This is a genomic window from Rhizobium azibense (assembly GCF_004342325.1).
Classification (GTDB): domain Bacteria; phylum Pseudomonadota; class Alphaproteobacteria; order Rhizobiales; family Rhizobiaceae; genus Rhizobium; species Rhizobium etli_B.
In genome coordinates this window covers 37,354-63,188 of record NZ_SMBJ01000011.1, presented here as the reverse complement: position 1 = coordinate 63,188, position 25,835 = coordinate 37,354, and the positions used below count along the sequence as shown (strand labels likewise).

General features: G+C 60.9%; 22 protein-coding genes and 1 pseudogene. 10 read left to right on the top strand and 13 right to left on the bottom strand.

All coding sequences use genetic code 11. From position 1 onward, the window contains the following. Positions 1-110: 110 nt before the first annotated feature. A complete protein-coding gene (locus EV130_RS25190) occupies positions 111-1,085 on the bottom strand; it encodes a TRAP transporter substrate-binding protein (protein WP_132662155.1) in 975 nt (324 codons plus the stop codon). Positions 1,086-1,578: 493 nt separating this feature from the next. On the opposite strand from EV130_RS25190, the gene EV130_RS25185 reads away from it, so the two are divergent. Further along, on the top strand, positions 1,579-2,598 hold the full coding sequence (locus EV130_RS25185) for a Gfo/Idh/MocA family protein (RefSeq protein WP_132553826.1): 1,020 nt from the start codon (positions 1,579-1,581) through the stop codon (positions 2,596-2,598). A 114-nt stretch (positions 2,599-2,712) separates the two neighbouring features. Continuing rightward, positions 2,713-2,904 carry a DUF3008 family protein gene (locus EV130_RS25180; RefSeq protein WP_074062135.1) on the top strand — a complete coding sequence of 64 codons (192 nt, stop codon included), beginning with the start codon at positions 2,713-2,715 and terminating at the stop codon, positions 2,902-2,904. A 107-nt stretch (positions 2,905-3,011) separates the two neighbouring features. Here the strand turns inward: EV130_RS25180 and EV130_RS25175 are convergent, their stop codons facing one another. Beyond that, positions 3,012-6,254 carry an AAA family ATPase gene (locus tag EV130_RS25175; RefSeq protein WP_132661933.1) on the bottom strand — a complete coding sequence of 1,081 codons (3,243 nt, stop codon included), beginning with the start codon at positions 6,252-6,254 and terminating at the stop codon, positions 3,012-3,014. A 582-nt stretch (positions 6,255-6,836) separates the two neighbouring features. Beyond that, on the bottom strand, positions 6,837-8,276 hold the full coding sequence (locus EV130_RS25170) for an MFS transporter (RefSeq protein WP_207900904.1): 1,440 nt from the start codon (positions 8,274-8,276) through the stop codon (positions 6,837-6,839). Between the two features lie 95 nt (positions 8,277-8,371). Between EV130_RS25170 and EV130_RS25165 the strand changes: the two genes are divergently transcribed. From EV130_RS25165 to EV130_RS25135, 7 genes are all read left to right on the top strand, one after another. After that, positions 8,372-8,803, top strand: a complete 432-nt coding sequence (locus EV130_RS25165; protein ID WP_132553822.1) for a winged helix-turn-helix transcriptional regulator — start codon at positions 8,372-8,374, stop codon at positions 8,801-8,803. 14 nt (positions 8,804-8,817) lie between these two features. After that, positions 8,818-9,894 (top strand): Ldh family oxidoreductase, encoded by a 1,077-nt coding sequence (locus EV130_RS25160; RefSeq protein ID WP_132661931.1) that lies wholly within the window; start codon positions 8,818-8,820, stop codon positions 9,892-9,894. A 113-nt stretch (positions 9,895-10,007) separates the two neighbouring features. After that, positions 10,008-10,760 (top strand): FadR/GntR family transcriptional regulator, encoded by a 753-nt coding sequence (locus tag EV130_RS25155; protein ID WP_132661929.1) that lies wholly within the window; start codon positions 10,008-10,010, stop codon positions 10,758-10,760. Positions 10,761-10,783: 23 nt separating this feature from the next. Beyond that, the gene (locus EV130_RS25150) at positions 10,784-11,758 is read left to right on the top strand and encodes a sialic acid TRAP transporter substrate-binding protein SiaP (RefSeq protein WP_132661927.1); all 975 of its coding nucleotides are present in this window, start codon (positions 10,784-10,786) and stop codon (positions 11,756-11,758) included. 63 nt (positions 11,759-11,821) lie between these two features. Further along, a complete protein-coding gene (locus tag EV130_RS25145) occupies positions 11,822-12,394 on the top strand; it encodes a TRAP transporter small permease (protein WP_074063269.1) in 573 nt (190 codons plus the stop codon). A 4-nt stretch (positions 12,395-12,398) separates the two neighbouring features. Beyond that, entirely contained in the window at positions 12,399-13,805 is a 1,407-nt protein-coding gene (locus EV130_RS25140; RefSeq protein WP_074062128.1) for a TRAP transporter large permease, read from the top strand. 14 nt (positions 13,806-13,819) lie between these two features. Then, the gene (locus EV130_RS25135; RefSeq protein WP_132661925.1) at positions 13,820-14,851 is read left to right on the top strand and encodes an L-idonate 5-dehydrogenase; all 1,032 of its coding nucleotides are present in this window, start codon (positions 13,820-13,822) and stop codon (positions 14,849-14,851) included. Here EV130_RS25135 and EV130_RS25130 read toward each other — a convergent pair. The 9 genes and pseudogenes from EV130_RS25130 to EV130_RS25090 all read right to left on the bottom strand — a co-directional run bounded on the left by EV130_RS25130 (position 14,848) and on the right by EV130_RS25090 (position 24,007). Next, a complete protein-coding gene (locus tag EV130_RS25130) occupies positions 14,848-15,786 on the bottom strand; it encodes a dihydrodipicolinate synthase family protein (RefSeq protein ID WP_245520104.1) in 939 nt (312 codons plus the stop codon). The two genes, EV130_RS25135 and EV130_RS25130, sit on opposite strands and share 4 nt — an antisense overlap. A 19-nt stretch (positions 15,787-15,805) precedes the next feature. Continuing rightward, entirely contained in the window at positions 15,806-16,759 is a 954-nt protein-coding gene (locus tag EV130_RS25125) for an ABC transporter ATP-binding protein (RefSeq protein ID WP_132661921.1), read from the bottom strand. Then, positions 16,760-17,776: an ABC transporter ATP-binding protein gene (locus tag EV130_RS25120; protein ID WP_132661919.1), complete on the bottom strand. Its 1,017-nt coding sequence runs from the start codon at positions 17,774-17,776 to the stop codon at positions 16,760-16,762. Between the two features lie 8 nt (positions 17,777-17,784). After that, on the bottom strand, positions 17,785-18,702 hold the full coding sequence (locus EV130_RS25115; RefSeq protein WP_074062125.1) for a dihydrodipicolinate synthase family protein: 918 nt from the start codon (positions 18,700-18,702) through the stop codon (positions 17,785-17,787). Positions 18,703-18,720: 18 nt separating this feature from the next. Further along, on the bottom strand, positions 18,721-19,596 hold the full coding sequence (locus EV130_RS25110; RefSeq protein WP_132661917.1) for an ABC transporter permease: 876 nt from the start codon (positions 19,594-19,596) through the stop codon (positions 18,721-18,723). Positions 19,597-19,599: 3 nt separating this feature from the next. After that, complete coding sequence (locus tag EV130_RS25105) at positions 19,600-20,559, bottom strand: ABC transporter permease (protein WP_074062123.1); 960 nt, start codon at positions 20,557-20,559, stop codon at positions 19,600-19,602. A gap of 58 nt (positions 20,560-20,617) precedes the next feature. Further along, positions 20,618-22,201, bottom strand: a complete 1,584-nt coding sequence (locus EV130_RS25100; RefSeq protein WP_132661915.1) for an ABC transporter substrate-binding protein — start codon at positions 22,199-22,201, stop codon at positions 20,618-20,620. Then, positions 22,198-22,929, bottom strand: a complete 732-nt coding sequence (locus tag EV130_RS25095) for a FadR/GntR family transcriptional regulator (RefSeq protein WP_132661913.1) — start codon at positions 22,927-22,929, stop codon at positions 22,198-22,200. The genes EV130_RS25100 and EV130_RS25095 overlap by 4 nt, the downstream gene beginning before the upstream one ends. Before the next feature lie 150 nt (positions 22,930-23,079). Further along, positions 23,080-24,007, bottom strand: a pseudogene (locus EV130_RS25090) (LysR substrate-binding domain-containing protein). Positions 24,008-24,207: 200 nt separating this feature from the next. Here EV130_RS25090 and EV130_RS25085 point away from each other — a divergent pair. Then, complete coding sequence (locus tag EV130_RS25085; RefSeq protein ID WP_074062119.1) at positions 24,208-24,675, top strand: RrF2 family transcriptional regulator; 468 nt, start codon at positions 24,208-24,210, stop codon at positions 24,673-24,675. A gap of 1 nt (position 24,676) precedes the next feature. On the opposite strand, the gene EV130_RS25080 is transcribed toward EV130_RS25085, so the two are convergent. Beyond that, a complete protein-coding gene (locus EV130_RS25080; RefSeq protein ID WP_132661911.1) occupies positions 24,677-25,753 on the bottom strand; it encodes an acyl-CoA dehydrogenase family protein in 1,077 nt (358 codons plus the stop codon). Between the last annotated feature and the right edge of the window lie 82 nt (positions 25,754-25,835).

Below are 25,835 nucleotides of genomic sequence, written 5' to 3'. Positions count from 1 at the left end.
TCGGGAGGACGATGAAGACATGCGCGAGACGGCAGATGAACCGGGGTGGAGTAAGTACCCACCCCGGTTGCTCACGTCGGCTTCCCGCACAAAAGGAAGGCACGATGCGGCTACTGCACCGCCTTCACATCCTCGACCATCTTCTTCAGCACGTCGTCTTTGACGTGCTTCGCGTAAACCGGGGCCATGGCGTCGATGAAGCCCTGCTTTTCCGGCGTGGTGATCTTTGCACCGAGCTTTTCGACATTGGCGCGAGATTCAGCGACCTTGGCCGACCACAGTTCGCGCTGCTTGGCGACGCTGTCCTTCGCCGCCTGCTTGAAGATCTCCTGATCCTCAGGCGTCAGTTTGTCGAACGCAGCCTTGTTCATGACGAACACCTCCGGCAGGATGGTGTGCTCGTCGAGCGAGTAGTTCTTCGCTACTTCGGCGTGCTTGGCGGTGTCGTAGCTCGGGAAGTTGTTTTCCGCGCCGTCGATGACGCCCGTTTCGATCGCCGAGTAGACCTCACCATAGGGCATCGGCGTGGCGTTGGCGCCCAGCGCCGCCACCATGTCGACGAAGATGTCGGACTGGATAACGCGGAACTTCAGACCCTTCATGTCGGCGACCGTGCTGATCGGCTTCGTCTTGTTATAGAACGACCGCGCGCCGGCGTCATAATACGCCAGAACGACGAGGCCGACCGGTTCGAACGCCTTCTTAATCTGGTCGCCAATCGCGCCGTCCATGACCTTGTGCATGTGCTCTTCCGAACGGAACACGTAGGGCAGCGCCGGCACGATGGTTTCCTTCACCGTCCCGTTGAACGGCGCCATCGAGATGCGGTTCAGCTCGATCACGCCCGAACGCACCTGCTCGATGGTGTCCTTCTCCTCGCCGAGCTGGGCGGAATGATACACTTCGATCGCATAGCGGCCCTGCGTGCGCTCCTTGACCAGCTCGCCGAAATACTTGACGCCCTCGACGGTCGGATAGCCGTCCGGATGAGTATCGGACGATTTCAGCACTGTTTGAGCGCTGGCCGCGCTCATGAATGAGGCGGCAACCATAAGGCCCGCCGCCAGTTTAACAAAGTTTTTCATGCTCTCCTCCCGTTTTGCATGACGATTAATTTTCAGAGACCGTACGCTTTTTTGCGTGCCGACAAAAAAGGCCAGCAAGCTTTGGCCCTCCTCCGGACGCTGGTGGTCCGGCACGATCGAGAAAACTGCGCGGGAATGGAAGAGGTCGATTGAGACATGACGATATCGCGTCCCATTGGGATCACGATGGCGCACGCTCCACCCTCACCAAAGAGGCTCGTGCGCTCGTCTCGATTTGGATCGGTGAACCCCCTCATTCTTGCCGCTCCTCCAACCGGCCCTCTATGGCTAGAACCAGCAAGGTGTAATGTCAACATACAAAAGCTACGTACTTGTATGATGAATTTCCGCGTTGCTTCGCCGGTTTCTCATCGCCAGGGCGGGGATCGAAACTGGCAGAAGACGATGGACACGCGTTTGCTCGAGACATTGACAATGAGGTCGTTGCGGGCATTCCTTTATGCATGCACACAAGGGCTGCGGGGAGACTGAGATGGCAAAATTGCGCGTCGGTTTGATCGGTCTCGGCATGGCAGCAGCGCCGCATGCCAAAGGACTGCTCGATCTCAAGGACAGGGTGGAAGTCGCTGCCGCCTTCAGTCCGACGCCTGCCAGTCGGCAAGCATTTTCGGAAACTTACGGTTTTGCGACTTGCGAGGACGCCGAGGCAATATTCTGCGACCCGTCGATAGCCGCGGTCATGATCCTGACGCCGCCCAATACGCACCTTGAGCTGGTGCGGCGGGCAGCCGAAGCAAACAAGCATGTGCTTCTCGAAAAGCCGCTGGAGATCACACAGGAGCGGGCGAGGGCGCTGGTCGAGGTGACGGAGCATGCCGGCATAAAGCTTGGCATCGTGCTTCAGCACCGCTTTCGTGCGGTCAGTGTTGCACTTGCCGCACTGATCCATGAAGGCCGTCTCGGCGAGATCGTCAGTGCTTCGGCGCGTCTCCACAACTGGCGGCCTCAAAGCTATTATGACCAGCCGGGGCGCGGCACGCGGGCTCGCGATGGCGGCGGCGTGCTTCTCACCCAGGCCATCCACACACTTGACCTTCTTGTTTCAATCGCCGGCCTTCCAGACGAGGTCAGAGCCTATACGGCAACCAGCAAGGTGCACCGCATGGAGACGGAGGATCTGGCGATGGCGGCCATTCGCTTTACAAGCGGAGCAATAGGCACGGTCAGCGCCACCACCTGTGCCTACCCCGGTTATCCGGACGAGATCGACGTCATCGGCACGCGCGGCATGGCCCGCCTTGACGGGCGACATCTTGCCGCGTCCTTTCACGATGGAACCGAAATCTCAATCGAAGACGAAGCAGCAGGCGGTGCCGGCGCCGATCCCATGGCCTTCCCGCACGACCATCATCGCTCCGTGCTTGCCGATTTTCTCGATGCCGTTGAGGATAACCGCGAGCCGTGCGTCAACGGGCGCGAGGCACTGAAGGTTCACCGCCTCATCGACGCCATTCTCGCCGCAGCTCAAAGCGGCAAGCCAAAACGTCCGTAAAACGTTTCCGCGAGCGTCCAAGCCGGCGTCAGCAAGCTGCTCCTCCGGTGCACTTGGCACTGGCTCAGGAACTATCCTTTTCGGCACGAGTTGAGCGTGGAAAGGAGAACCGACATGCCAGCAAAATCCAAAGCACAGCAGAAGGCGGCTGGAGCAGCCCTCTCCGCAAAGCGAGGCGAAACACCGAAAAGCGAACTCAAGGGGGCTTCCAAGCAGATGGTCGAATCCATGAGCGAGAAACAGCTCGAGGAGTTTGCCGCGACCAAGACCAAAGGAAAGCCAGAACATGCCTCCCGGAAGGGGTAGGATAACTGCGTCAAAGACGACCTCGGTCAAAACGCAATCGGTAAGGGCTTGAACGCGCGGCGCTTCGCGCGGAACGGCGAATGATGGCTGCAAACGCAAGCTGGAGATTACATGCGCGCCGTTTTATTCTGCCCTTCGAACCATCCGGTAATGGCGTCGAGGCGCCGTTTCACTCTCGTTTTGCGGCCGGTTGAGCGATAAAGTTCAGCAAGGCTTTGCGTCGCCTTCAATTCCCAGGTCTTTGCGCCCTGCTTTTGGGCAAAGGCTGCCGACTTGCGAAACGCGCGCTCGGCAGCGTGGGCATCGCCTTTAAGGTAGAGGCCGGCCACGCCGCCAAGTCGAAGCAGTTCCGCAGTAAAATAATGTTCACCGGTCTTCCTGGTCAGTGCCAGCGCCTCGTCGACCACGCCGGCGGCGCCTTCGAATTCGCCGAGCGCGAGGTTTGCTTCTGCCAGAAGGCCGAGATAGCAGGGCTTGTCTATCTGCTGCTCCCCGAGGTTGTCGCAGGTGGCGCGCATCTGCTGCAGGCCCCGGCCGTCGTGATGGGCATGAACCATCGCCCAGCCCTGAAAGAACGATGCAAGGTTCGCCCATAGCTGAAAGCCGTTCGCCTTGGCCAGCGGGCCCAACTCGTCCACCATTGCCTGCAAGGCGGCCACGTCCTTGCGCAGGGCCATCAGAACACAGCCGTTTCCAAGCCAGGCAGCCAATCGGTAAGCGGATTGGTGGCGGGCATCCTCCTCGGCCTCGCGATAAAGCATGATTGCTCGCTCGTGATGTCCAAGCAGATGCAGTGCCCATGACAGGTAGATCATCGTCATGTTCGGAAAATCGCTGCCGACCTCATCTGCTTTCGAGCGGTAAGCGAGAGCCTCCTCCAGATATCGCCGGGCCTCTTCGAGCCTGCCCTGCGAAAAGAGGCACATGCCCTTGAATTGCATGCCGAGGACGAGGGCTTTCAAATTCTGTTTCTGGCGCCCCATATCGAGCAGCTGGTCGCTTGCCCATTCCGCATCGGCGAATCTCGCCGAATTCAAGGCGGTACCAAAGAGCCCGTCGAGCGCGCGGATAGCCGCTTCCGGATCGCCGAGACTTTCGCTCAAGGACATGACATTGCGATAGGCCGCGCTCCCTTCGGGCGTGACATGGCCGAACGTGGCATAAAGCACATCGCCGCGCTCGAGCTCGAGCTTGAGGCATTTTTGGTCCCGTTCGGGCGATGGCGGCAATTTTTGGAGGCACTCCAGGCCGTTTGCGAACATATTGGCGGCCTCGACCTTCGCCCAGGTGGCGCCCGTCTTGAGGCCGGCGGTGAGCCAGCAATCGGCTGCCCGTTGGTAGAGTCCGGCCGCAGCGAGATGTTGCGCAAGGACTTCGGGGTGCTCGGCGGCCTGTCTTGGATAGAGCTTTTCAATCCCTTCGGCGACAAGATGATGCAATTGTCGGCGGCGATCGCGCAGGAGGGTAGCCTGGGCTGCCTCTTGCAGAAGTGCATGGGTAAAACTGTAGCTCGGCCAGTTGATCGCCGGTTGCGGCGCGATCAGACCGGCCTGGATCAGGCGATCCAGGATCGAAACCAGAGCCTCTTCGGACAGCCCTGAAAGATGCGCAAGCAGCCCGATGTTGAACACTCTGCCGATGACAGCGGCCATTTGCGCAATCATCTTTCCGGTCCCCAGCTTGTCGAGGCGCGAGAGCAGGAAAGACTGCAATGTTACCGGTATGTCCGCTGCAGCATCCGGTCCTTCCTTCAATATGGAGGCAGCATGGCCGTCGGCGACCGCGCGGCACAGTTCCTCGACGTAGAGCGGCACTCCTTCGGCCCTGGCGAGAACGAAATCGCTGGCGTCATCGGTCATGGCGCTGCCGGCTGCCAGCACGCGGCAAAGCGCCTGGGCTTCGAAGCGGGTCAGCCGCTTCAGCCGGAGCCCAAGCAGGGACGGATTTTTCGCGGGCGCCTGCAGCATTGCCTCGCGCGAGGTAACGACGATCAGCATGGGCGAAAACCGCACTTCATCGATCAGCGCCTTCAGCACGTCGCCTGAGGAGGGGTCGATCCACTGTTCGTCCTCGATCGTCAGCCAAAGCGGATCTGTCTGCGACATGCCCTGCAGCCATTCGACGAAAAAGCGGCGCACGATCGTCTGCTGCTCTTTCGATGTCATGTCCGGCAATGAATAAACCGTATGCTCGATTGCAAGCAGTCGCGAAAACACCGGCAGCGTTTGGGAAAGAAGAATATCGCAGGAGGAAAGGGTCGCTTCCAACAGTTCCGCGTTCGCCTTTGCCGGCGCGGCATCGTTGATCCCCGCATGACGCTTCAAGAGATCCAGAAACGGATACAAGGCACTGTTGGAATAGGCAGGCGCACATTGAAGCGTCAAGGCTTTGAAGTGCGCAGCGCGTGAGCGCGCCTCGAAAATCAGCCGCGACTTGCCGATGCCCGCTTCACCCGAGACCAGGATCGCCCGTCCGCTCTTTTCAGCCGCAATACCTTCTGCAAGCTCACGCAACCGGTCGAGTTCTGCCCGCCTGCCGACAAGCTTCGTCAGGTGGGTCCTTTTTGCGAACCGGTTTTCCAGCGTTCGCGCCTTGTCGATGCGCCAGATTCGCACCGGATCGCCGAACCCCTTCAACGACTTCGCACCGAGTTCGACAAAATCGAAGGCTCCATTGGCGGCGTCGCGGGTCTTCTGGTCGGCAAGAATTGTCTGAGGGGCGGCCAATGCCTGCAGCCGCTGGGCGAGGTTTGGCACCGGTCCGAAGGCGACAGTCGACACTCCGGCGGGTGCTCCAGCGAAATCGCCGACAACCACAAGCCCGCTTGCAATCCCGATGCGGATCTCCAATCGGGATCCGTCAGGCGTTTCAATCTGCGGCATCGCCTGTATGAGGCTGAAGCCGAGCCTGATTGCACGTTCGGCGTCATCCTCTTCGGCCGTGGGATAACCGAACAATGCCTGCAGCGCGTCGCCGATATAGTTGGCTGTGAACCCGCCATGTGCCTTCACGAGTGCGGCGCATCGGCTGAGATAGGTCTGCGTCAGCTTGCTGAAGTCTTCTGGATCGAGGCGCGCGGCATATTCCGTCGAGCCGACCATGTCACAGAACAGGATGGTCAGCGGCCTTCGCTCCACGGGCACCATCGGCCGTTGATGCGGTTCGCGGGCTTCGTCCAGCTGTGCGATTGCGGAGAGGATTTTTCGGCGCGGACCGAGTGGGATGCCGAGCTCCTTGAGGTCATCGTCGGACAAGAGACGAAGCGTGTCGAAATCAATCTGTGCCTGGACAAACGCGTCCCCCAGCCGACCAAGGCCGAGCGCGTTCAACCATGTCAAAACCTCGTCCATCGTATTTTCTGCCAGAAATCCGCCCTTCGGCATTCACCGCGATCGGCTGAGGCCAATTGCCCAGCAGCGTCCGATTCATATTACATGGAGCACTGAGCAGAGTAACATGCAGCTCTTCTAAATTTAGCAATTTCTTTCTTACTGTTTCAATATGATGTACTCCAGCGACAGTTGGAAACTTCAGTGCATAGCAAGTGCGGCGGCTTCGATTCCAGTCGAACGACCTATGCGGATCGGGAGAAAAAAGCCGTCTGGCAGTAACCTTGCAAGATCTTCTGGAAGTACCTCAACGGCTACGGCGAATTAGCCGGCAGAGACGACGTGCGATTCAACATGGCCGCCAGGGAGAGCCTCATACCTGCGGCGCGCACGATATTGCGAGCCTCGAGCGAGCTGGAACCCCGCCAGTACCGGTGGACTTTCCCGGTACCTGCAATTGCCGATATGCGATCCCGCATCCTTTTGAAGAGATTTTTTGCTTTGACCAAAGCGACGTTGCGTATGGCGCGGAGGACCACCTGATTTCGACGGATGTGCGATACGATTGATGGCCGCGACTGGCGCCGCGGCCATTCTCCGGGCTTAAGATGGCATGGCCTGATCGCAGGACAGATCGCGGCAGCGCCTGATGCCCGTGGCAGCGATCAGCGCGCCAGCCACGGCGGCTGCGACCGGGACGATCAACGCCGTTTGAAGCGATACCAGCCGGGCTTCGGAAGATGTAGCTTCTCCAAGAACATAGGCTCCGATGGCACTTGCACCCGACAGGCCGAGCGCTGCGCCGAACTGAAAGGCGGTGTTGAGCAGTCCGCCGGCCAGCCCCTGTTCGTCTTCATGAACGCCATCGGTGGCGGCGATTGTCAGCGGGCTGTAGGCGATCGAAAAGGCCAGTCCCAGCAAAAGCATGCTTGGGAAGATTGCCGCATATGTCCAGTCGAGGCCCATCGGCAGCAGCAATGCGTAGGAGGCGGCGGCAAGAAGCAGGCCTGCGAAGATAACGCGGTCGTTTCCGAAGCGGTTGACAAGCCTGGGCGTCAGGATGGGAGCGACGACCGCGTCGATGCCGATCACAAGCATCGCCATGCTGGTCTGCATGGGTGTCCAGCCGAGCAGTTCCTGGAGATAGAGGGTCGCGATAAACTGGAAGCCGAAGAACGAGCCGGCAAACAGCAGCGCTGCGAGGTTGGAGCGGACGAGGGAGCCGGAGCGGAATATTCCAAAACGTATGAGCGGCGCGCCCGACAGGCGCTCGATCAGCAAGAAGGCAAGCCACAGGGCCGCGCTCAGGCCGAACATGCCGAGCGTCCATGCCCAGCCCTGGTCCAGATGTTCGAGGCGGGTCACGCCATGAACCGCAAGCAGCATTGCTGCCGTCAGCACGACGGCGCCTGGAATGTCGAAACGTTCCCTGGTGGTTCCAGGCTGCTTGTCGGCAATGAGCCTGATCGCGGCGGCAAGGATGAGGAGCGCCATGATCACGGGTGCGAAGAACACCCAGCGCCAGTCGATTGCAGCAAGCAACCCGCCCAAAACGAGCCCGAGCGAGAAACCGGCGGAAGCGGTGGAGGCGTAGATGGTCAATGCACGGTTGCGCTGCGGACCCTCCGGAAAGTTCGTCGCAACGAGCGCCAGGCCTGCCGGTGTCATGAATGCCGAGGACGCGCCGGTGACGAAGCGGGCCAGAAGGAGCATCCAGCCCTCCGTCGCAAGGCCGCCCAGTCCGGAGAATGCAATGAAGACGGCAAGTGCGGAAAGAAAGACCCGGCGTTTGCCGAAAATGTCGGCGGCACGGCCGCCGAGCAGCATGAAACCGGCATAGCCCAGCACATAGGCGCTCACCACGCCGCTCAGCGTGGTTGTCGTCAGACCAAGATCGGCCCGGATTGCCGGAAGCGCAATGTTGAGCATGGCAACATCGATGCCCTCGAGAAAGATGGCGCCGCAAAGGACGATCAGCGTCGCTGCGGCACGCCGCGTCATAGGCGCGGCGCCTGCCTGGGAAGATGAAAGGGTCGTGGACATAACATGATCCTTCGTTGACGATGAAGAGGCAAGTGACTTTTCGTCAGTCAGTTCCCTCTTGTAACCATCGAACAACTAGGCCATGCTCCCGACCCATGAAAGAAGGCACTTTAAACTCACCGAGTAACCTTTGCAGCAGCGAGCCGGATTACGACGTCCTGCAATGGGATGTGCGCGAAGGCTGCGAGGTACGGCAGATCCTCGATCGGATCGCCGATAAATGGTCGCTTTTGGTTATCGCTCTTCTGGAAAAGCGCACGCTCCGCTTCACGCAATTGCGCAACAGCATCGAGGGCATCAGCCAGCGCATGCTGACGACCACCTTGCGCAACCTCGAACGCGACGGAATTATCGAGCGGACGGTCTATCCGGTCGTGCCGCCGCGTGTGGAATATGCGCTGACGCCCCTCGGCTGCACCTTGCACGAAACCATTCGCGCGCTGGTGGGCTGGACGGAATCGAACCAGGCTGAAATTCTGGCGGCCCGAGCCCGTTACGACGCAAGGGCAGCCAGCGAGCGCTGGTGAAAGGTGATTTGCCGATGCCGACTGAACATCCGACTGCGCCTGCAAGGGCGACGCTTGCTTCCATCGATCGCTTCTGCCGCGCCGTCTTCATGGCAGCGGGTGCTAACGAGGCGACCTGCGACGGGGCGACGCGGGCGATGATGCACGGGACGCGGCTCGGCATCGACAGCCACGGCGTCCGGCTTTTGCCGCACTACGTCAAGGGCCTGATCGAGGGCCGCATCAACCGGCAGCCGAAAGTGGCACTTTCTTCGGCATTCGGAGCCGTCGGTGTGCTCGACGCCGACAATGGTCATGGAGGGCTTGCCACCTACGTGGCGATGGATCATGCGATCGAATTTGCGGCCCGCCATGGCGTCGGCGCCGTGGCCATCCGCAATTCCTCGCATTTCGGGCCGGCCGGCGCCTATGCGCTCAATGCTGCCCGGCGGGGCTTCATCGGTTTTGCGTTCTGCAATTCCGACAGTTTTGTCCGCCTGCATGACGGCGCGATGCGCTTTCACGGCACAAATCCGATTGCCTGTGCAGTGCCGGTTGTCAACGACAATCCCTGGCTCTTCGATATGGCCACCAGCGCCGTGCCTTATAACCGCGTGCAGCTTTACAGGAGCCTTGGCAGGAGTTTGCCGGCCGGTACGGCTTCCGATAGCCGCGGCTACGATACCACCGACCCGGAACTGGCCGATATGCTGGCACCGCTTGGCGGTGAGTTCGGCTTCAAGGGGGCCGGCTTGGCCGGAATCGCCGAAATCCTCAGCGCCGTCCTGACCGGAATGAAGCTGAGCTTCGACATTGCGCCAATGCCGGGTCCGGATTTCTCGACGCCGCGCGGACTGGGTGCCTTCGTGCTGGCGATGAAGCCTGAGGCTTTCCTGGAGAGACGACGCTTCGACGCCGCCATGACGCACTACCTGGAGACGCTGCGCAATTCGCCGGCCCGCGACGGCTTGAACGTCATGGCGCCGGGCGACCGCGAATGGAAAGTTGCCGAAGACCGCGAGAAAAATGGTGTCGAACTCGACCCTGAGACGGCCCGGTCCTTTGCGGTGCTTGCCGCACGTTACGGTCTAAAGCCGCCTTTCAGTCCATAAAGGCCCTCCTTGCGGCGGATTGACGCACAGGAGGATCAGTGTTACGAATGGATGAATTGGTCAGGCCACTTGGCCAATTGCGCGTTTGAGGAGAAACGCGCCAGGGAGGCTAGATGTTTTCGGCTATTGAATCGCGCCGCCTTTACAGGCAGGTAGCGGACCAAATCCGCTCGATGATCGCGACTGGCGAACTGGCTGTCGGCCAGCGCCTTCCGCCGGAGCGCGAACTCGCCGAAAAGCTGGCAGTCTCGCGTCCGACCATTCGCGAAGCATTGATCGTGCTGGAAGTGGAAGGGCTCGTGCATATCCGCATGGGCTCGGGAATATATGTGGCGCGCAAGCACACCGTTCAGCCCGCTCAGCCGGAGCGCGAACCGTTCGAAGGGCCTTTCGAGCTGCTGCAGGCCCGCGCCATCATCGAATGCGCGATTGCCGAGGAGGCTGCGCAGCGCGCAACGCCAAGCGACATTGCCGTGCTGGACGAGAATCTGCAGCAGATGGCAAGCGCTGTGAACGATACCGATGCGGCGCTCGAAATCGACCGCGCCTTTCACACGGCGATCGCCGGCATCGTCGGCAATGCCGCGCTCATCCGCTTCACCGGCGAGATCTACGATCAGCGCATGACGCCGTATTTCGAGAAGCTGGCGAGCCATTTCGAGGGACCGGATTCCTGGACGCGCGCGATGGAGGAACATCGCGCCATCAAGGATGCGATCGCCGCCAATGACCCTAAGGCCGCCAAGCAGGCCATGCGGACGCATCTCGACAGATCGCAGAAGAGGTTTTCCGAAAGCTTCGGGGAGGAGCTTTTCAGGGACGACGAAGAAGGCCGCGCTGCGGCCCGCAGGAATGCAGAGACCTAACGCAAGCTCGGGAGGAAAGAGCGATGAAGATCAGACTGGCTACGATAGTTTGCACTGCAGCCGCCATCATGGCGACGACGGTCGCCGCGCATGCACAGACGGTCCTGAAATGGGCCCATGTCTATGAAACGTCCGAACCCTTCCATACGGATTCGGTCTGGGCATCCGAAGAGATCAACAAGCGCACCGGCGGCCGCTACAAGATCGAGGTCTATCCCGCTTCACAGCTCGGCAAGGAAGCCGACATCAACCAGGGACTGAAGCTTGGCACCGTCGATATCATCATTTCCGGTTCGAGCTTTGCCGCCCGCGACTACAAGCCGATCGGCGTCACCTATTATCCCTATATCTTCCGCGGCCCGGAACATCTGATCGCCTACACCAAGAGCGATGTCTTCAAGCGCCTTGCCCAGGGCTACGAAGACAAGACCGGCAACCATATCACTGCCGTCAGCTATTACGGCACGCGCCAGACGACCTCGAACAAGCCGATCGCCAAGTGCGCCGACATGCAGGGTCTCAAAATCCGCGTTCCCGACGTACCGGCCTATCTCGCGATGCCGCGCGCCTGCGGCGCAAACACGACGCCGATCGCCTTTGCCGAGGTCTATCTTGCGCTTCAAAACGGCACGGTCGAGGCACAGGAAAATCCGCTGACGACGATTGAGGCGAAGAAGTTCTATGAAGTTCAGAAAAACATCATCCTGACCGGCCATATCGTCGATCATCTGAACACCGTGGTTTCCAAGACCCTGTGGTCGAGCCTTTCTGCCGAGGACAAGACGATCTTCGAGACCGTGATGCGGGAAGCTGCAGAGCGCACTACCAAGACGATCGAAGGACGGGAAAAAGGCCTCATCGCCACCTTCAAGGAGAAGGGGCTCAACGTGACGGAAGTCGACAAGGCCGACTTCGAGAAGGCCATTGCCGAAAAGGTCGCCTTCGAGGATTTCGGCTATGAAAAGTCCGACTGGGAAGCCATCCGCGCTATCCAGTAATCGCAAAGGATGCGGCGCCATCGGGCGCCGCATTCTCCCTTCCGGCGAAAACGGATGTTGCCCATGTCGCAAGAAGTCCACACCCAGATCACTCCCGACGAGATTGCCCATACTTTCGAAGGCGCGGCTCCGACCGCAAAAGCCTCCGACTATGCCCCGGAGGACTGGATCACCCTGATCGTCTTCTGGCTCATGACCGGCTGCGTCTTTCTGCAGTTCTTCACGCGCTATGTATTGAACGACAGCTATGCCTGGACGGAAGAGATCGCCATCAACTGCCTGATCGGCGTCGTCTTCCTCGGTTCGGTCATGTGCGTGCGCACCTCGCGCCACATCCAGGTGGACGTGTTCTACCACTACATGCCGCAATCGATGGCAAGGATCCTTGCCAGCTTCGTCGACGTCGTCCGTATCGGCTTCTTTATCTACGCCTGCTACCTGATGTGGCGCTATGTGCAGATCGTCGCCGAGGAGGAGATGGTGACCATCGCGCTGCCGCGCAACATCGTTTTCTACAGCGTCTTTGCCGCATTCGTCCTGATGCTGCTGCGCGCCATCGTGGTCTTCGTTGCCAATATGCGCCGCGGCTATTCCGTTCTGGAGCGGCCCGAGGAATTCCAGAAAATCGAGGATTGATCACATGCTCCTGCTTGTCGGCTCGTTTCTCCTGCTGATGGTCATCGGCGTGCCTGTCGCGATCTCGATGGCGTCCGCCTCGGTGCTCTATATCGTCCTCTACGGCGTTGCGCCCGACATCATCGTCGCCCAGCGAATGATCGCCGGCGTCGAGAGCTTTCCGCTGCTTGCCGTTCCCTTCTTCATTCTCGCCGGCAACCTGATGAATTCGGCAGGGGTGACCGGGCGTATCTATTCGTTTGCGGTTGCCCTCGTCGGCTGGATGAAAGGGGGCCTTGCGCAGGTCAACATCATCGGCTCTGTGATCTTCTCCGGCATGTCGGGAACCGCCCTTGCCGATGCCGCCGGGATCGGCACCATCGAGATCAAGGCGATGAAGGACCACGGCTATCCGGTTGAAGCAGCCGTCGGCGTCACGGCGGCCTCGGCGACGCTCGGCCCGATCTTCCCGCCGTCTCTGCCCTTCGTCATCTACGGCATGATGGCGAACGTCTCGATCGGCGCCCTGTTCATGGCCGGCATTCTGCCCGGCATCGTCATGACCGTTCTGATGATGGTGACCGTTGCCGCATTCGCCTATGCGCGGAGCTGGGGTTCGGATGCACCCTTCGATGTCAAGCAGCTTCTGTCGGCGTCGCTGGAAATCGTCGTGGTGCTGCTCGTTCCCGTCGCGATCTACCTCATGATGCTTGCCGGGTTGTCGATGAACGTGTCGACCGGAATAGCGCTTGCCGCGCTTCTGGCGCTGGACTGGTATTTCTCCTTTTCTGCCGTCATGGCCCTGATGACGCCGGTCATTCTCATCGGCGGCATGACAATGGGCTGGTTCACGCCCACGGAAGCGGCAGTCGCGGCTGTCCTCTGGTCGCTTTTCCTGGGGTTGGTGCGCTACCGCACCATGACGCTCTCGACACTCGCCAAGGCGAGCTTCGATACGATCGAGACCACCGCCTCGGTCCTCTTCATCGTGACTGCGGCCTCGGTCTTTGCCTGGCTCTTGACGGTCAGCCAGGCCGCACAGCTCTTGTCGACGGCGATCCTTTCGATCACCGACAACAAGTGGGTTTTCCTGATCCTCGTCAATCTGCTCATGCTTTTCGTCGGCTGCTTCCTGGATACCATCGCGGCGATCACCATCCTTGTTCCGATCCTTTTGCCGATCGTGACGCAATTCCAGATCGATCCCGTGCAGTTCGGCCTGATCATGACGCTCAATTTGATGATCGGGTTGCTCCATCCGCCGCTCGGAATGGTATTGTTCGTCCTTTCGCGGGTGGCAAAGCTTTCCGTCGAGCGTACGACCATGGCAATCCTGCCCTGGCTGGTTCCGCTGTTCGTCGCACTGATCCTGATCACCTTCATCCCGTCGGTCTCGCTCTGGCTGCCGCAGCAGCTCGGGTTGCTGAAGTAATGGGGAGCGAGCTTGTGCAGACGCGTTTTGCCCGGCTTTACGGAGCGCGGGACCTCAGGGTCGAGGCAGGCCCGGTGCGCGAACCGGGCGAAGGCGAAGTGCTCCTGCGCATGGCCGCTGCAGGGATCTGCGGCTCCGATCTGCATTACTACCAGGACGGCGGCTTTGGGCCGGTGCGCGTGCGCGAGCCGATCATTCCCGGACACGAGGCGTCGGGCTTCGTCGAGACGGCGGGCGTCGGAGTGGCCCTGCCCGAGGGAACCCTGGTCGCCGTCAACCCGAGCCAGCCGTGCGGATCGTGCGACTATTGCAAGCGTGGGCAGCCGATCCACTGCCTCGACATGCGCTTTATGGGAAGCGCCATGCGGCTTCCCCATGAGCAGGGCATGTTTCGCCAGTGGCTGGTCGTGCCGGCTCTGCAATGCGTCGCCGTTTCCGGTGAGGTCAGTGCGGCCGAAGCGGCATGTGCCGAACCGCTCGCCGTCTGCCTTCATGCAGCTTCACGTGCGGGCGATATCGCGGGAAAGAAGGTGCTGGTCACCGGCGCCGGCCCGATAGGATGCCTTGCCGTTGCCGCGGCGCGTTATCATCGGGCTGCCGAAATCGTCGTCACCGACCTCGCTGACGCAGCACTTGGGCGCGCAAGCGCGATGGGAGCGGACAAGACGATCAATGCAAGAGATCAGGACGCGCTCGCACCCTACGAAGCCACAAAAGGATATTTCGACCTTGCATTCGAATGCTCTGCGGCAGCACCGGCAATCCGCTTTGCGATGGCGTCGGTCAAGCCTTTCGGCACGATCGTGCAGGTGGGCGTGACCGGCGACATCGCCATTCCGCTCAATGCCCTGGTCGGCAAGGAACTGCATATCCACGGTTCGCAACGCTTTCACGACGAATTCGCAGATGCGGTGGCATTGATCGCCAGCCGGCAGATCGACATCCGTCCGATCATCAGCCACAGCTTTCCGCTCGAACGCGCTTTGGAGGCTTTCGAACAGGCCGGCGACCGCCAGGCCGCGTGCAAGGTGCAACTGATATTCTAGGAAGCAAAAAATAGCTCGCCCAGCTCATCGCGCGCAATCTGGCGAAGCCGTGCCGCCTCCGTCTCGTCGATGCCGCGGTATGGTGACCGCAGACGTGTCCCGACAGGTCCCCAATTGCCGATTGCGCTCAGCAGTTTATCGAGCGCGGCATTCGAATAACCGGCCTTCTGGCGGAAAGGGACGATATGTTCGTCCATGAAGCGGCAGATCCGGCCTTCCGTTTCCAATGCGGCCTCGAGGTCGGTCCTAATCAGATCGGTCCATCGCTGCGCCCCGCGCGGGCTGAGGCAGGCGACATTGGAAAATGCGCCTGCTGCCACGCCTTTACTCATGCCGGTCGCCAGGTGATGGCCGGGTACGAAGAGCGAGAATTCCTGGAGGTGCTTTCGCGCTTCGCCGTACCAGTCCGCGCCGCCATCGGAAAGCTTGATGCCAACGATATCAGGGCAGGGGATGCAGATACCTGCGAGCTCCCGGGGCGTCAGAACGCGTTTGGCATGCGGCGGATTGTAAAGGATCAGCGGGCTCCCATCGGCGACCTTTGATGCCCTCGCCAGGAAATCTGCGGCTTCGAGATCATTAACCGGCCACCAGTCCGGCAGGATCACCTGAATGGCCAGCGGCCGAAGGGAGGCTGCACGCCTAACGCGGTCAAGCTGGATCATCGCATCCGGCTGGCATGCGCCGATGACGAAGGGCATTGCGGCTTTCGTGCAACGCTTGGCTAGCATGGACTGGATCCGGTCGAATTCCGCTTCGGTCTGGTTGTGGAATTCACCCGCCGTGCCGTTCGAATAAATGCCGTCGACGCCGGCTGCGATCAGAATATCGATTTCCTCGCCGAGCTTGGCGAAATTGATGCTGTCGTCCGCCTCGATCGGCAAAAGAAGGCTTGCCCAGTTCCCGCCGATCGGATGGCGCCTTTTTTCCGTCACCGAATGCTCCTTCTGCCGATCAATCCAGGTCGTCTCGAATGCAGGCCTTGAAATGCCCAGGGGCCACTTCGCGCAGTTCCGGCACGGTCCGGGCGCAGGCATCCAGCGCCTTTGGACAGCGCGTGCGGAAGACGCAGCCGCTCGGCGGATTGGCGGGGCTTGGAATGTCGCCCTGCAATATCTGCCGGTTACGCCTGGCATCCGGGTCAGGCGAGGGGATCGCCGAGAGCAGGGCGCGGGTATAGGGATGCTTCGGCCTGGCATAGAGATCGGCGCTCGCCCCGATCTCCATGATCCGCCCGAGATAGAGCACGATCACCCGGTCGCAGATATATTCGACCACGGCCAAGTCATGCGAAATGAAAAGCATGGTGAGGCCAAGGCGCTGCTGCAGATCGCGCAGCAGGTTGATGACCTGCGCCTGGATGGAGACGTCGAGCGCCGAAACGGGCTCGTCGGCAACGATGAATTCCGGCGACAGCGTCAATGCACGCGCAATACCGATGCGTTGGCGCTGTCCGCCGGAAAATTCATGCGCATAGCGATTGAGCGCGTCGGCCGGAAGATCGACCTGTTCAAGGGCCGACCGCGCCCGGTCGAGCCGTTCCTCGCGCTTTCCGATGCCCTGGATCGTCAACCCCTCCGTCAGTATTTCGCCGATGGTCATGCGCGGCGAGAGGCTGGCATAGGGATCCTGGAAAATATACTGCATGCGCGGCCGGGCCCGCCGCATGGCGCTGGCCGTCAGCGCGGTGAGTTCGGTTCCGTCAAAGCGCACGCTTCCGGAGGAGGGTTCGACCAGGCGCAGCACCGAGCGGCCGATCGTCGTCTTGCCGCTGCCGGATTCGCCGACGAGACCGACGACCTCGCCCTTGCCGATATCGAAGGAGATATCCTGCAGGATCGTAAGTTTCGTCCCGCGCGAGATATAATGTTTCGCAAGACCGCGAACCGAAAGCAAAGGCTCGTTCATCTAAATCTCCCGCCAGCGGATACAGCGGCTTTTATGTTGCGCATTGACGTCGTCGAGCGGCGGGACGGCCGCGCAGCACGCGTCGATCGCGAACCTGCAGCGAGGCGAAAAGGCGCAGCCCGGCGGCATTTTCATCAGGCTCGGCACCATGCCGGGAATGGCGGCGAGCTTTTCGCCGGCGAGCTTCATGCGGGTTGCATCGCCAAGCCGCGGCATCGAGGCGAGCAGGCCGATCGTATAGGGATGCTTCGGATGGCGGAAAACCTCGCCGACCGGCCCCTCTTCGACGATCCGCCCGGCATACATGACCGCGACGCGGTGGGCGATTTCCGCGACGACGCCGAGATTATGGGTGACGAAGAGCATCGCCATGCTGCGCTCGCGCTGCAGCTTCAAGAGCAGATCGAGGATCTGTGCCTGGATCGTCACGTCGAGCGCCGTCGTCGGCTCGTCGGCAATCAATAGCGCCGGATCGCAGGCGAGCGCCATGGCGATCGTCGCGCGCTGGCGCATGCCGCCGGAAAGTTCATGCGGATATTGGCCGGCACGGCGCTTCGCATCGGGAATGCCAACGCTTTCGAGCAGGGCAATGGCCGCATTCATCGCCGCCTTCCGCTCCGCCCCGCGATGAATGCGGATCGGCTCTGCTATCTGGTCGCCGATGGTGAAGACGGGATTGAGGCTCGACATCGGCTCTTGAAACACCATGCCGATATCGTCGCCGCGGACCTTTCGCATGTCCTGCTCGTCAAGCAGGACGAGGTCGGCCACTTTGCCGCTCTTCCGCTTCAGGCGAATGCTCCCGGCGGCGATCGCGCCGATATTGCGTGAAAGCAGCCGCATGACCGAAAGGCTCGTCACCGACTTGCCCGACCCGGATTCGCCGACGAGTGCCAGCGTCTCGCCGGCGGCCACGGTCAGGTCGATGCCGTTGACCGCCGTCACCTCGCCGCCGCGGATGCGAAAGATCGTCCGCAGTCCGCGAATGTCGAGAATTGGATCGGCGGTCTGTTGCATGGCGATCATCAGCCAAGCAGCCCGGTCGCGCGCAGGATCTCGTCAATCCGGGCGGTCTCGGCCTGGTTAAGCGGAGCACGCGGCCGCGGCATGAAGGCAGTATCGATGATGCCGAGCCGTTTCATGGCAGTCTTGAAGGCGCCGATGCCCGAGGCGCCGCCGCTGACACGGCCCTGCGCGACCCAGACAATTTCGAAAAGCCGGCAAAGACGTTCCTGCTCCTGCTTCGCGAGAGCCCAGTCGCCGCGCTGTGCTGCATCCCAAAGGCGGACATAACCGTGCGGGTCGACATTGGCGATGCCCGGAACGACGCCATGCGCACCCATCAGCAGCGCGGTGTCAACAACGATTTCCGAGCCTGTCATCAGGAAGACGTCCTTGTGCGCGGCGAGATCGAGAAGCGCATAGCGGAAATTGCCGTCGTCGCCGCTTGAATCCTTCAAGCCGATGATCGTGCCTTCCTTGGCAAGCGTCACGGTCGTTTGGCGTTGCAGCTTGACGTTGACGCAGACGGGAATGTCGTAGGCGATGAGCGGCACGTCGACGGCGTCGCGGATATAGCGGAAGTGGTCGAGGATCTCGGGCTGGCTGGTAACGGTGTAGAAGGGTGCTGTTACGACAACGGCGTCAGCACCCGCGGCCTTTGCGATCTTCGCGTGCGAGATGACCCGATCGGTCGTCGGATCGATGGTGCCGACGATGAGCGGCACGCGGCCGTTCACCACCTTGGCCGAATGTTCGATGATCTCGCGCCGCGCCTTGTCGTCGTAAAAGACCACCTCGCTCGTCGAACCGAGCACGAAGACCCCGTGGCAGCCGGCGCCGATCAGGTGCTCCAGAACGCGCGTATAGGAGGGATAGTCGACGGTGAAATCCGGATTCAGCGGCGTTACGACAGGAGGAACCACACCCTTGAATTTGCTCATTTCGCTTTCTTTCGATTGTCAGTTTAATTCGGCGCGAGGGTCGAAGGCGTCCCTCAGGCCATCGCCAATGAAATTGATCGCAAGCACGGCAAGAACCAGCGCCCCACCGGGGAAGAGCCATTGCCATGGATATTGTTCGAGAACCGCGGTGGAGCGGGCGGCATTCAACATGTTGCCCCAGCTTGCAGCAGGCGGCGCAATGCCGAGCCCGAGGAAGGAGAGGCCGGCCTCGAGCAGAATGGCATTGGCGATCTGCAGCGTCGCATAGACCATCAGGATATCGATCGAATTCGGCAGGCCGTGACGGAACAACAGGTGCGGCAGGCCGGCGCCCATGCCGCGCGCCGAAAGGACGAAATCGCGTTCGCGCAGTTCCAGCAGGCGCGAGCGGATCATGCGGGCAAGCAGCGGCCAGGAGAGCAGCGAGATCACCAGCACCGTCGGCCAGATGCCGGTACCGGCAATCGAGGCGAGCACGAGCAGGAAGATGACGGGCGGCAGCGTCATGACCAGGTCGACGAAGCGCATGGAAAGCGCATCAGCCCAGCGGCCGGCCAGGGCGGAGACGGCGCCGAAGAGAAAACCGATCATCGCAGAGATCGCAGTCGAGGCGACGGCGACCAGAAGCGAGATGCGGCCGCCCTCCAGAACCCGGGCAAAGACATCGCGGCCAACGCCGTCCGTGCCGAACCAATGCGTCGCGGTCGGGCCGCTGTTCATGGCCAGAAGATCGATGTCGTTCGGCAGGAAAGGCCACCAGAGCGGATAGGACAGGATGATCAAAAGCATCGGGATTGCGACGCATAGCCCGAAGACGGCTGCCCGGTTGAGAAGGAAGCGGTCAAAGGCGCGGGCGAGAGGGCCTGGGCTGCGGGTTGGGGCGCGGGCCAGCATGGATCAACCCACCTTGATGCGCGGATCGATAAGCGCATAGGCGATATCGGTCAGCAGATTGACGATGATGACGCAGGTGCCGATGACGAGCGTCGCACCCATGATGACGGGATAGTCGCGCGTCTCCACGGCATCGACGAGCAGAAGGCCCATGCCCGGCCAGTTGAAGACGCTTTCGATGAAGATCGCCCCGCCAATCGCAAGGCCGATAGTCGAACCGATCAGCGTGACGACGGGCAGCAGCGCGTTTCTGAGAGCATGCTTGGCGATGACCCAGAATTCGACGACGCCTTTGGCGCGGGCGGTGCGCACGTAATCCTGGTTGAGGACTTCGAGCATCGAGGCGCGCATGTAGCGCATGATCAAGGCAGCCTGGGCGATGGCGAGCAGTGCGGCAGGCAGGATCAGATGCCGCAGGAGATCGAGGACGGAAAACGCCTCGCCCGGCGTCAGCATGCCGCCCGACGGCGTCCAGTTCAGCCGGACGGAAAAAATGTAAAGACCGATCAGCGCGCTCAGAAAGGCCGGGCTGGAAATGCCGGCAAGCGCGAAGACCGAAAAGGAAATATCGGCGAGGGAATTGCGGCGCACGGCGCTGATGACGCCGGTCGCGATCCCGGCGACGATCGAGATGACCAGCGCGGTGCCCATTAAAAGCACCGTCGGGCCGATGCGCGAAAGCACGAGGGTCAGGACCGGCTGGTCCAGCCGCTTGATCGAGTAGCCGAGATTGCCCGCCAGCGCCTGCTGCAGCCATGCGAGATACTGAACCGGCAAAGTCTGGTCGAGCCCGAGCCGGCTGCGCAATTCAGCAAGATCAGACGACGACATGGGGATGTTGGGATCGATATAGGCATCGATCGGATCGCCGGGGGCAAGGCGCAGCAGCAGGAAGATCAGCGCGCTCAAGGCAACGAGCATGCCCATCCCGATGATCACGCGCCGGAGGCTGTATCTGAGCATTGGAAATCCATTCCGTGAGGGTGGCCGAAGCCACCCTCGATCGTTCAAGAAGAGCGCCTTATTCGGCGATCGACCACTGCTGCGGATTGGCCTGGTATGGCCCGCCGCCTGGAGCCGGCGTCCAGACGAAATCCTTGACCTTCGTCGACACCACGCCGTAGCGGTTCGCGACCCAGAGCGTTGCCCAGGGCAACTCGGTGTTCATCACCTTGCAGACCTGCTGGTAGCGGGCATCGCGCTTGCTGGCGTCGGTTTCGGCAAGGGCAGCATCGAGTGCTGAGGTCAGATCCGGCATGCGGGCTCGCACGACGTTCGGGCCTGCCGGCGGAATCTGCTTTTCGTTGAGGCCGGGATTGATGCTGCCGGCATCCGGGCCGTTTTGCAGGCCGGCATAGACCATCTGGAACTGCGAGATGTCGGCATCTGCCTTCAGCACGATGCTGTTGTAGGTCGGCGCATCGACGGCGCGCGGAACGACGTTGATGCCGACCTGGGCGAGCATCGCCTGCACGGCCGCGAGCACGTTGGTCGCAAGCGGCGTCGTGTAGTAGGTCAGGAGCGTGATCGGCTTTGCGCCGTTGATCTCGTCCCAGCCGGCTTCCTTCAGCAGTTCCTTGGCCTTTTGCGGATCGTAGGCGTAGGCTTCGATATCCTTCGGCACCAGCCGATCGGCGATATAGGCGCAATTGGCCGGCGTCGCAGCGCCGCCGTAAAGGCTCTTGATGATGGCGTCGCGATTGATGGCATACATCACCGCCTGACGGAGGCGCACGTCCTTCCAGATCGGCGAATCGTGGTTGAAGCCCAGATAGTTGACGACGAAGGAATTGCCTTCGATGACCTTGAAGGACTTGTCGTCCTTGAAGGTCGGCACGTCGTTGGAATCGACATAGGTGAACTGGATTTCACCCGACCGCAGCGCAGCGATCGCTGCCGCCGGATCGGCGAAATAGCGATTGATCACCCTTTCCAGCGCCGGCTTGCCGCCGCGATATTCGATGTTGGCAGCGAGCTCTACATATTGGTCGGCGACGTATTTGGTGAACTTGAACGGGCCGGTACCGATCGGCGACGTCGACCACCAGGTGCTCTTTGCAAGCTGATCGGCGGGGATGGTGGCGAGCGCGTGCTCGGGCAGCATCATCACCTTGGTCATCGTATCCAGGATACTGGCGCTCGGTGCGCTCAGCTTGACGACGAGCGTATGGTCGTCGGGTGCCTCGACCGCGGAAACCGGCTTGAGGCGGGCGGCAAGCACCGAGCCCGTCTTGGCATTCATCGCCAGTTCAATGGTGAATTTCGCATCCTTGGCCGTGAAGGACTTGCCGTCATGCCACTTCGCATCCGCGAGCTTGAAGGTGTAGGTCTTCTGGTCGTCGCTGACCTCATAAGACGAGGCCAGTACGCCGACGACCTTCTGCAGCTTATCGTCATAGGCAACGAGCGGCTCGAAATAGATACTGAGCCAGGTGAAGCCTGCGGTCGCCGCCAGCGGATTGAAATTGCCCTGAAAGCCGCCGGGGCCGACGTCGAAGCCGCCGGAAAGGGTCGCTGCTTCAGCCGGCGGTGTGAACGCTGGAATGGCGGTCGTTGCCATCATCGCGGCGAGCGCGATGGCCGATAGTCTGGACAGTCGTTTCATTGTGTTCCTCCCACATTTGAACTTGTCTTGTTATTTGCAATCACCCGGGAGATGCCGGCATAATGGCGATCCAGGCGCATGCGCGCTTCCTCCAGGTTCTTTGCTTCCACCGCATCGACGATCGCCTCGTGGTCCCTCCAGGTGGCCATGGGATCGACATTGTCGAGATTGACGAAGTCGGACGCCTTGTAAAAAGCCAGCCAGAAGACATCGATCAGCCGCACGAGCGTCTCGTTGTTCTGGCAGCGGAAAAGCAGGCGGTGGAAGAGCTGGTCGTCTTCGGCAAATGACTGGCCGCGCTCGGCATAAAGACGCATCCTGTTGACCGTCGCACGCAGCTCGGCGATATCCTCGTCGCTGATCATCTCCAGCGTCTTGCCGATCAGACCGACTTCGAGCGTGCGGCGGATCTCGAGGACTTCCTCGATCTGGCGAAGCGCGCCGCCGAGCCCGTAAGCCAGGTTGTCGAGCAGTGGCTCGAAGGAGAAGGCCTTCACGAAGATGCCGACACCGCGCCGCGATTCCAGAACGCCAAGCGACTCCAGCGCCTTGATGCCCTCGCGCAACGAATTGCGGCTGACGCCGAGTTGGCTTGCAAGCTCTCCCTCGGCCGGCAGCAGAGTTCCCGGCGAAAGGCCGTTGTCGGCAATATAGGCGCGAAGGCTCTCTTGCACCGAGACGTGCAGCAGAGGCGCCCGCGTCAGAGGCTTCATCGTCTTAAGCGCCATGCCGATCCCGCTCCTGCGTGAGTTCCGAATACCGATAGACATATCCACTTGTAGGATATCTGTCAATTGGATAGCCGTGGCCGCCCACTTAATGTCGGCATCGGGCATCCGCTGTTTCTTGAAAGCGTTTAGAAAAGCCTGAGCGACTGTTCAGCCCAGGCTGCCTGCAAAGCGAGCGGAAAGCTTCTGAGCCCGGAATTCCTCGGTGAGGAAATTCACGAAGACGCGGGTCTTTGCGGGAAGAAGGGAATGGCTGGGATAATAGAGCGAGATCGGTCCGGCATCGGCATACCATTGCGGGATGAGCCGGACGAGTTCGCCGCTTTCGAGACAGGGCAGGGCGTCGGGTTTTGCAATCAGCGCCACCCCAAGGCCCAGGACTGCCGCGCGGCACATGGCGGCGGGATCGTTGAGGACGATCTTTTCCCGCGGCCCTCCAGCAATCTCCTCGCCTGCGGCATTGCGCATCTGCCAATGGCGGATGCGTCCGGTGCGCATCGAGCGCATGACGATGCCGTCGAAAGCGGAAAGGCCGGCTGGATCGGCAGGTGGGGTGCGGTCGTGCATATAGGATGGAGAGGCGACAGCGATCAGGTGCGCGGGTGCAAGTGTACGGGCTATTACGCCGGGCGTCAGCTCGAAACCGCCGCCGATTGCCGCATCGTAACCTTCGGCGATCAGGTCGACCTGCCGGTTCTCAAATATCCATTCCGGCCGGATCTGCGGATAACGCGCGACAAAGCCCGGCAACAGCGGAAGGATATAAGTGAGGCCGAAAGTCGGGCTCATGCTGACTTTCAAGATACCGCACGGTTCGCCGCGATCTGCCGAGACATCTGCGATCGCTTCCTGCAGGCTCTCGAGATTGCCGCGGATGGCAAAAAGGAAGCGCTCACCGGCTTCTGTCAAGTCAGCTTACGGGTGCTGCGTTGGAAAGGCCGGACACCAAGCCTGGTTTCCAACGTTGCGACGTTCCGGCTGACGGCAGCCGGTGTGACCGAAAGCCTGCGCGCGGCAGCCGAGAAGCTGCCGAGTTCGGCGCTGCGTACGAAGGGTCAAGGTTGGCAAGCGTTTCCATCGGCCGATTTTCAATTCCAGCTTGAAGCCGGCGAAAATTATTGCATCGAAACTCTTATAGGCACGATCATCATTTTTGAGGAGAGCCATGATGTTAAAGTTAACCTATATAAATAATAGCTATTTCTTGTGTGTTCATGCTTTCGACGCTATTTGCATGGATAGAAGAAAGCAGCGCGCGGATCTGCGGGGCGATCGTAAATGCTGACCAAAAAGGGAAAATACGGATTGAAGGCACTGGTTGATCTGGCGCGTCTGGCGCCGGGGGAAACCGCCTTCATCAACGATGTCGCCGCACGCAACAATATCCCGAAAAAATTCCTCGATACGATCCTTCTGGAGCTGCGCAATGTCGGCATCCTTCGCTCCAAGAAGGGGCCGGGCGGCGGCTATTCGCTGTCGCGGCCGGCCTCGGAAATCCGCATCGGTCACGTCATCCGCACGCTCGACGGGCCGCTCGCTCCCATTCGCTGCGCAAGCCGCACGGCTTATGAAGCCTGCGACGACTGTTCGAATCCGGAAACCTGTCATGTGCGCCGCTCGATGACCGAAGTGCGCGATGCGATCGCCGATATCCTCGACAACATGACGCTCGAGCAATTCGTCGCCAAGGGCGGCAAGCTTGGCGATGGAGGCGACGAGACTATGCCCGTTTTCGCGGCAGGCTGACCTAGCGATCCTTGCGCAAATGACGGGCGGCGCGCCGATGAAGAACATCGGCGGATGTTTTCAGCGCACGGATGCGGGCGTTGCGCCAATGGCGGTCGAGATTGAGCGCGATACTCGCGGTGTTTTCCCCCATCAGTTCGAAAATCAGGTTCGAGGCATCTATTGCCACCTTGCTTGCGACGGCGCGCGCGGCAGTCGCGCAGAAATAGGCATCTTCGCCCGCCGGGCCGCTGATGTTGATCTGTGCGATGTCGAGCTTGCGGCCAGCCCTTTCCAAAAGCGCGGCGACCGTCTCTGCGCCGATCGCAAGCTTGCCGAAGTCGTTAGCCGGCGCTGAGCCGGCATCGGCGGAAAGAACCGCACGCGCTATTCCAAGATCGACGGCCGCATGCAGCAGCTCGCCGATCGCCGATGGCGCATGCGCGGCAAGCGCGACAACATTCCCCTCCACGTGCAAGTCGCTGGCCACGATGGCGGCTGTGCCGTTGGTGCGCTGCCCAAGGCCGTCCCAATCATCGACAAGCTGAAGGCCTTCCTTGTCGGAGGGGAGGTAGAGCACCGTCTGGTCAATTCCGATCGCGATCCAATCGGAAAAGAGCACCGCCGGCGACGACGTGCTGCGGCCATTCAGTCGATACCCGAGAGCGCGGGAACCGACTGTGGCAGCATCGGGAAAAGCGGCCGCAGCAAAACGATCGCCTTCAAGTACGCGCGCATAAAGGGCGCGCTGCAGCTCTTCGCCAGCCTGCTGCCGAAGTCCGTCGAGTACCGAAAAGTGGACTTCCAGGAACTCCCCGATCGAGGGATCGCCTTCAGCGATAATCGCAACGATTTCGGCGAGCAGCGAATTGCCAACGTCCAGTCCTTCATATTCGGGCGGAACGGTGATCGCGCCAAGGCCGGATTGCGAGAGGGCGTCGATTTCCTGATAGGGCAGGATTCGATTGATGTCGCGCTCGCTCGACTGGCGCTGAAAGGCGGCGGCAAGGGTGCGGGCCGTGCTGATCGCCTCTTCCTCGCTTCCGATGCGCCGTGCGACCGGCCGCGCCCGGTCGTGAAATTGCGATACGGTTCCCATCGATCGTACTCTTGTTCGATGATGATAGAAGTGATGGATCGCAGCCTCGATGATAAGGCCGGTTTTTCTACAAAACCGGTGC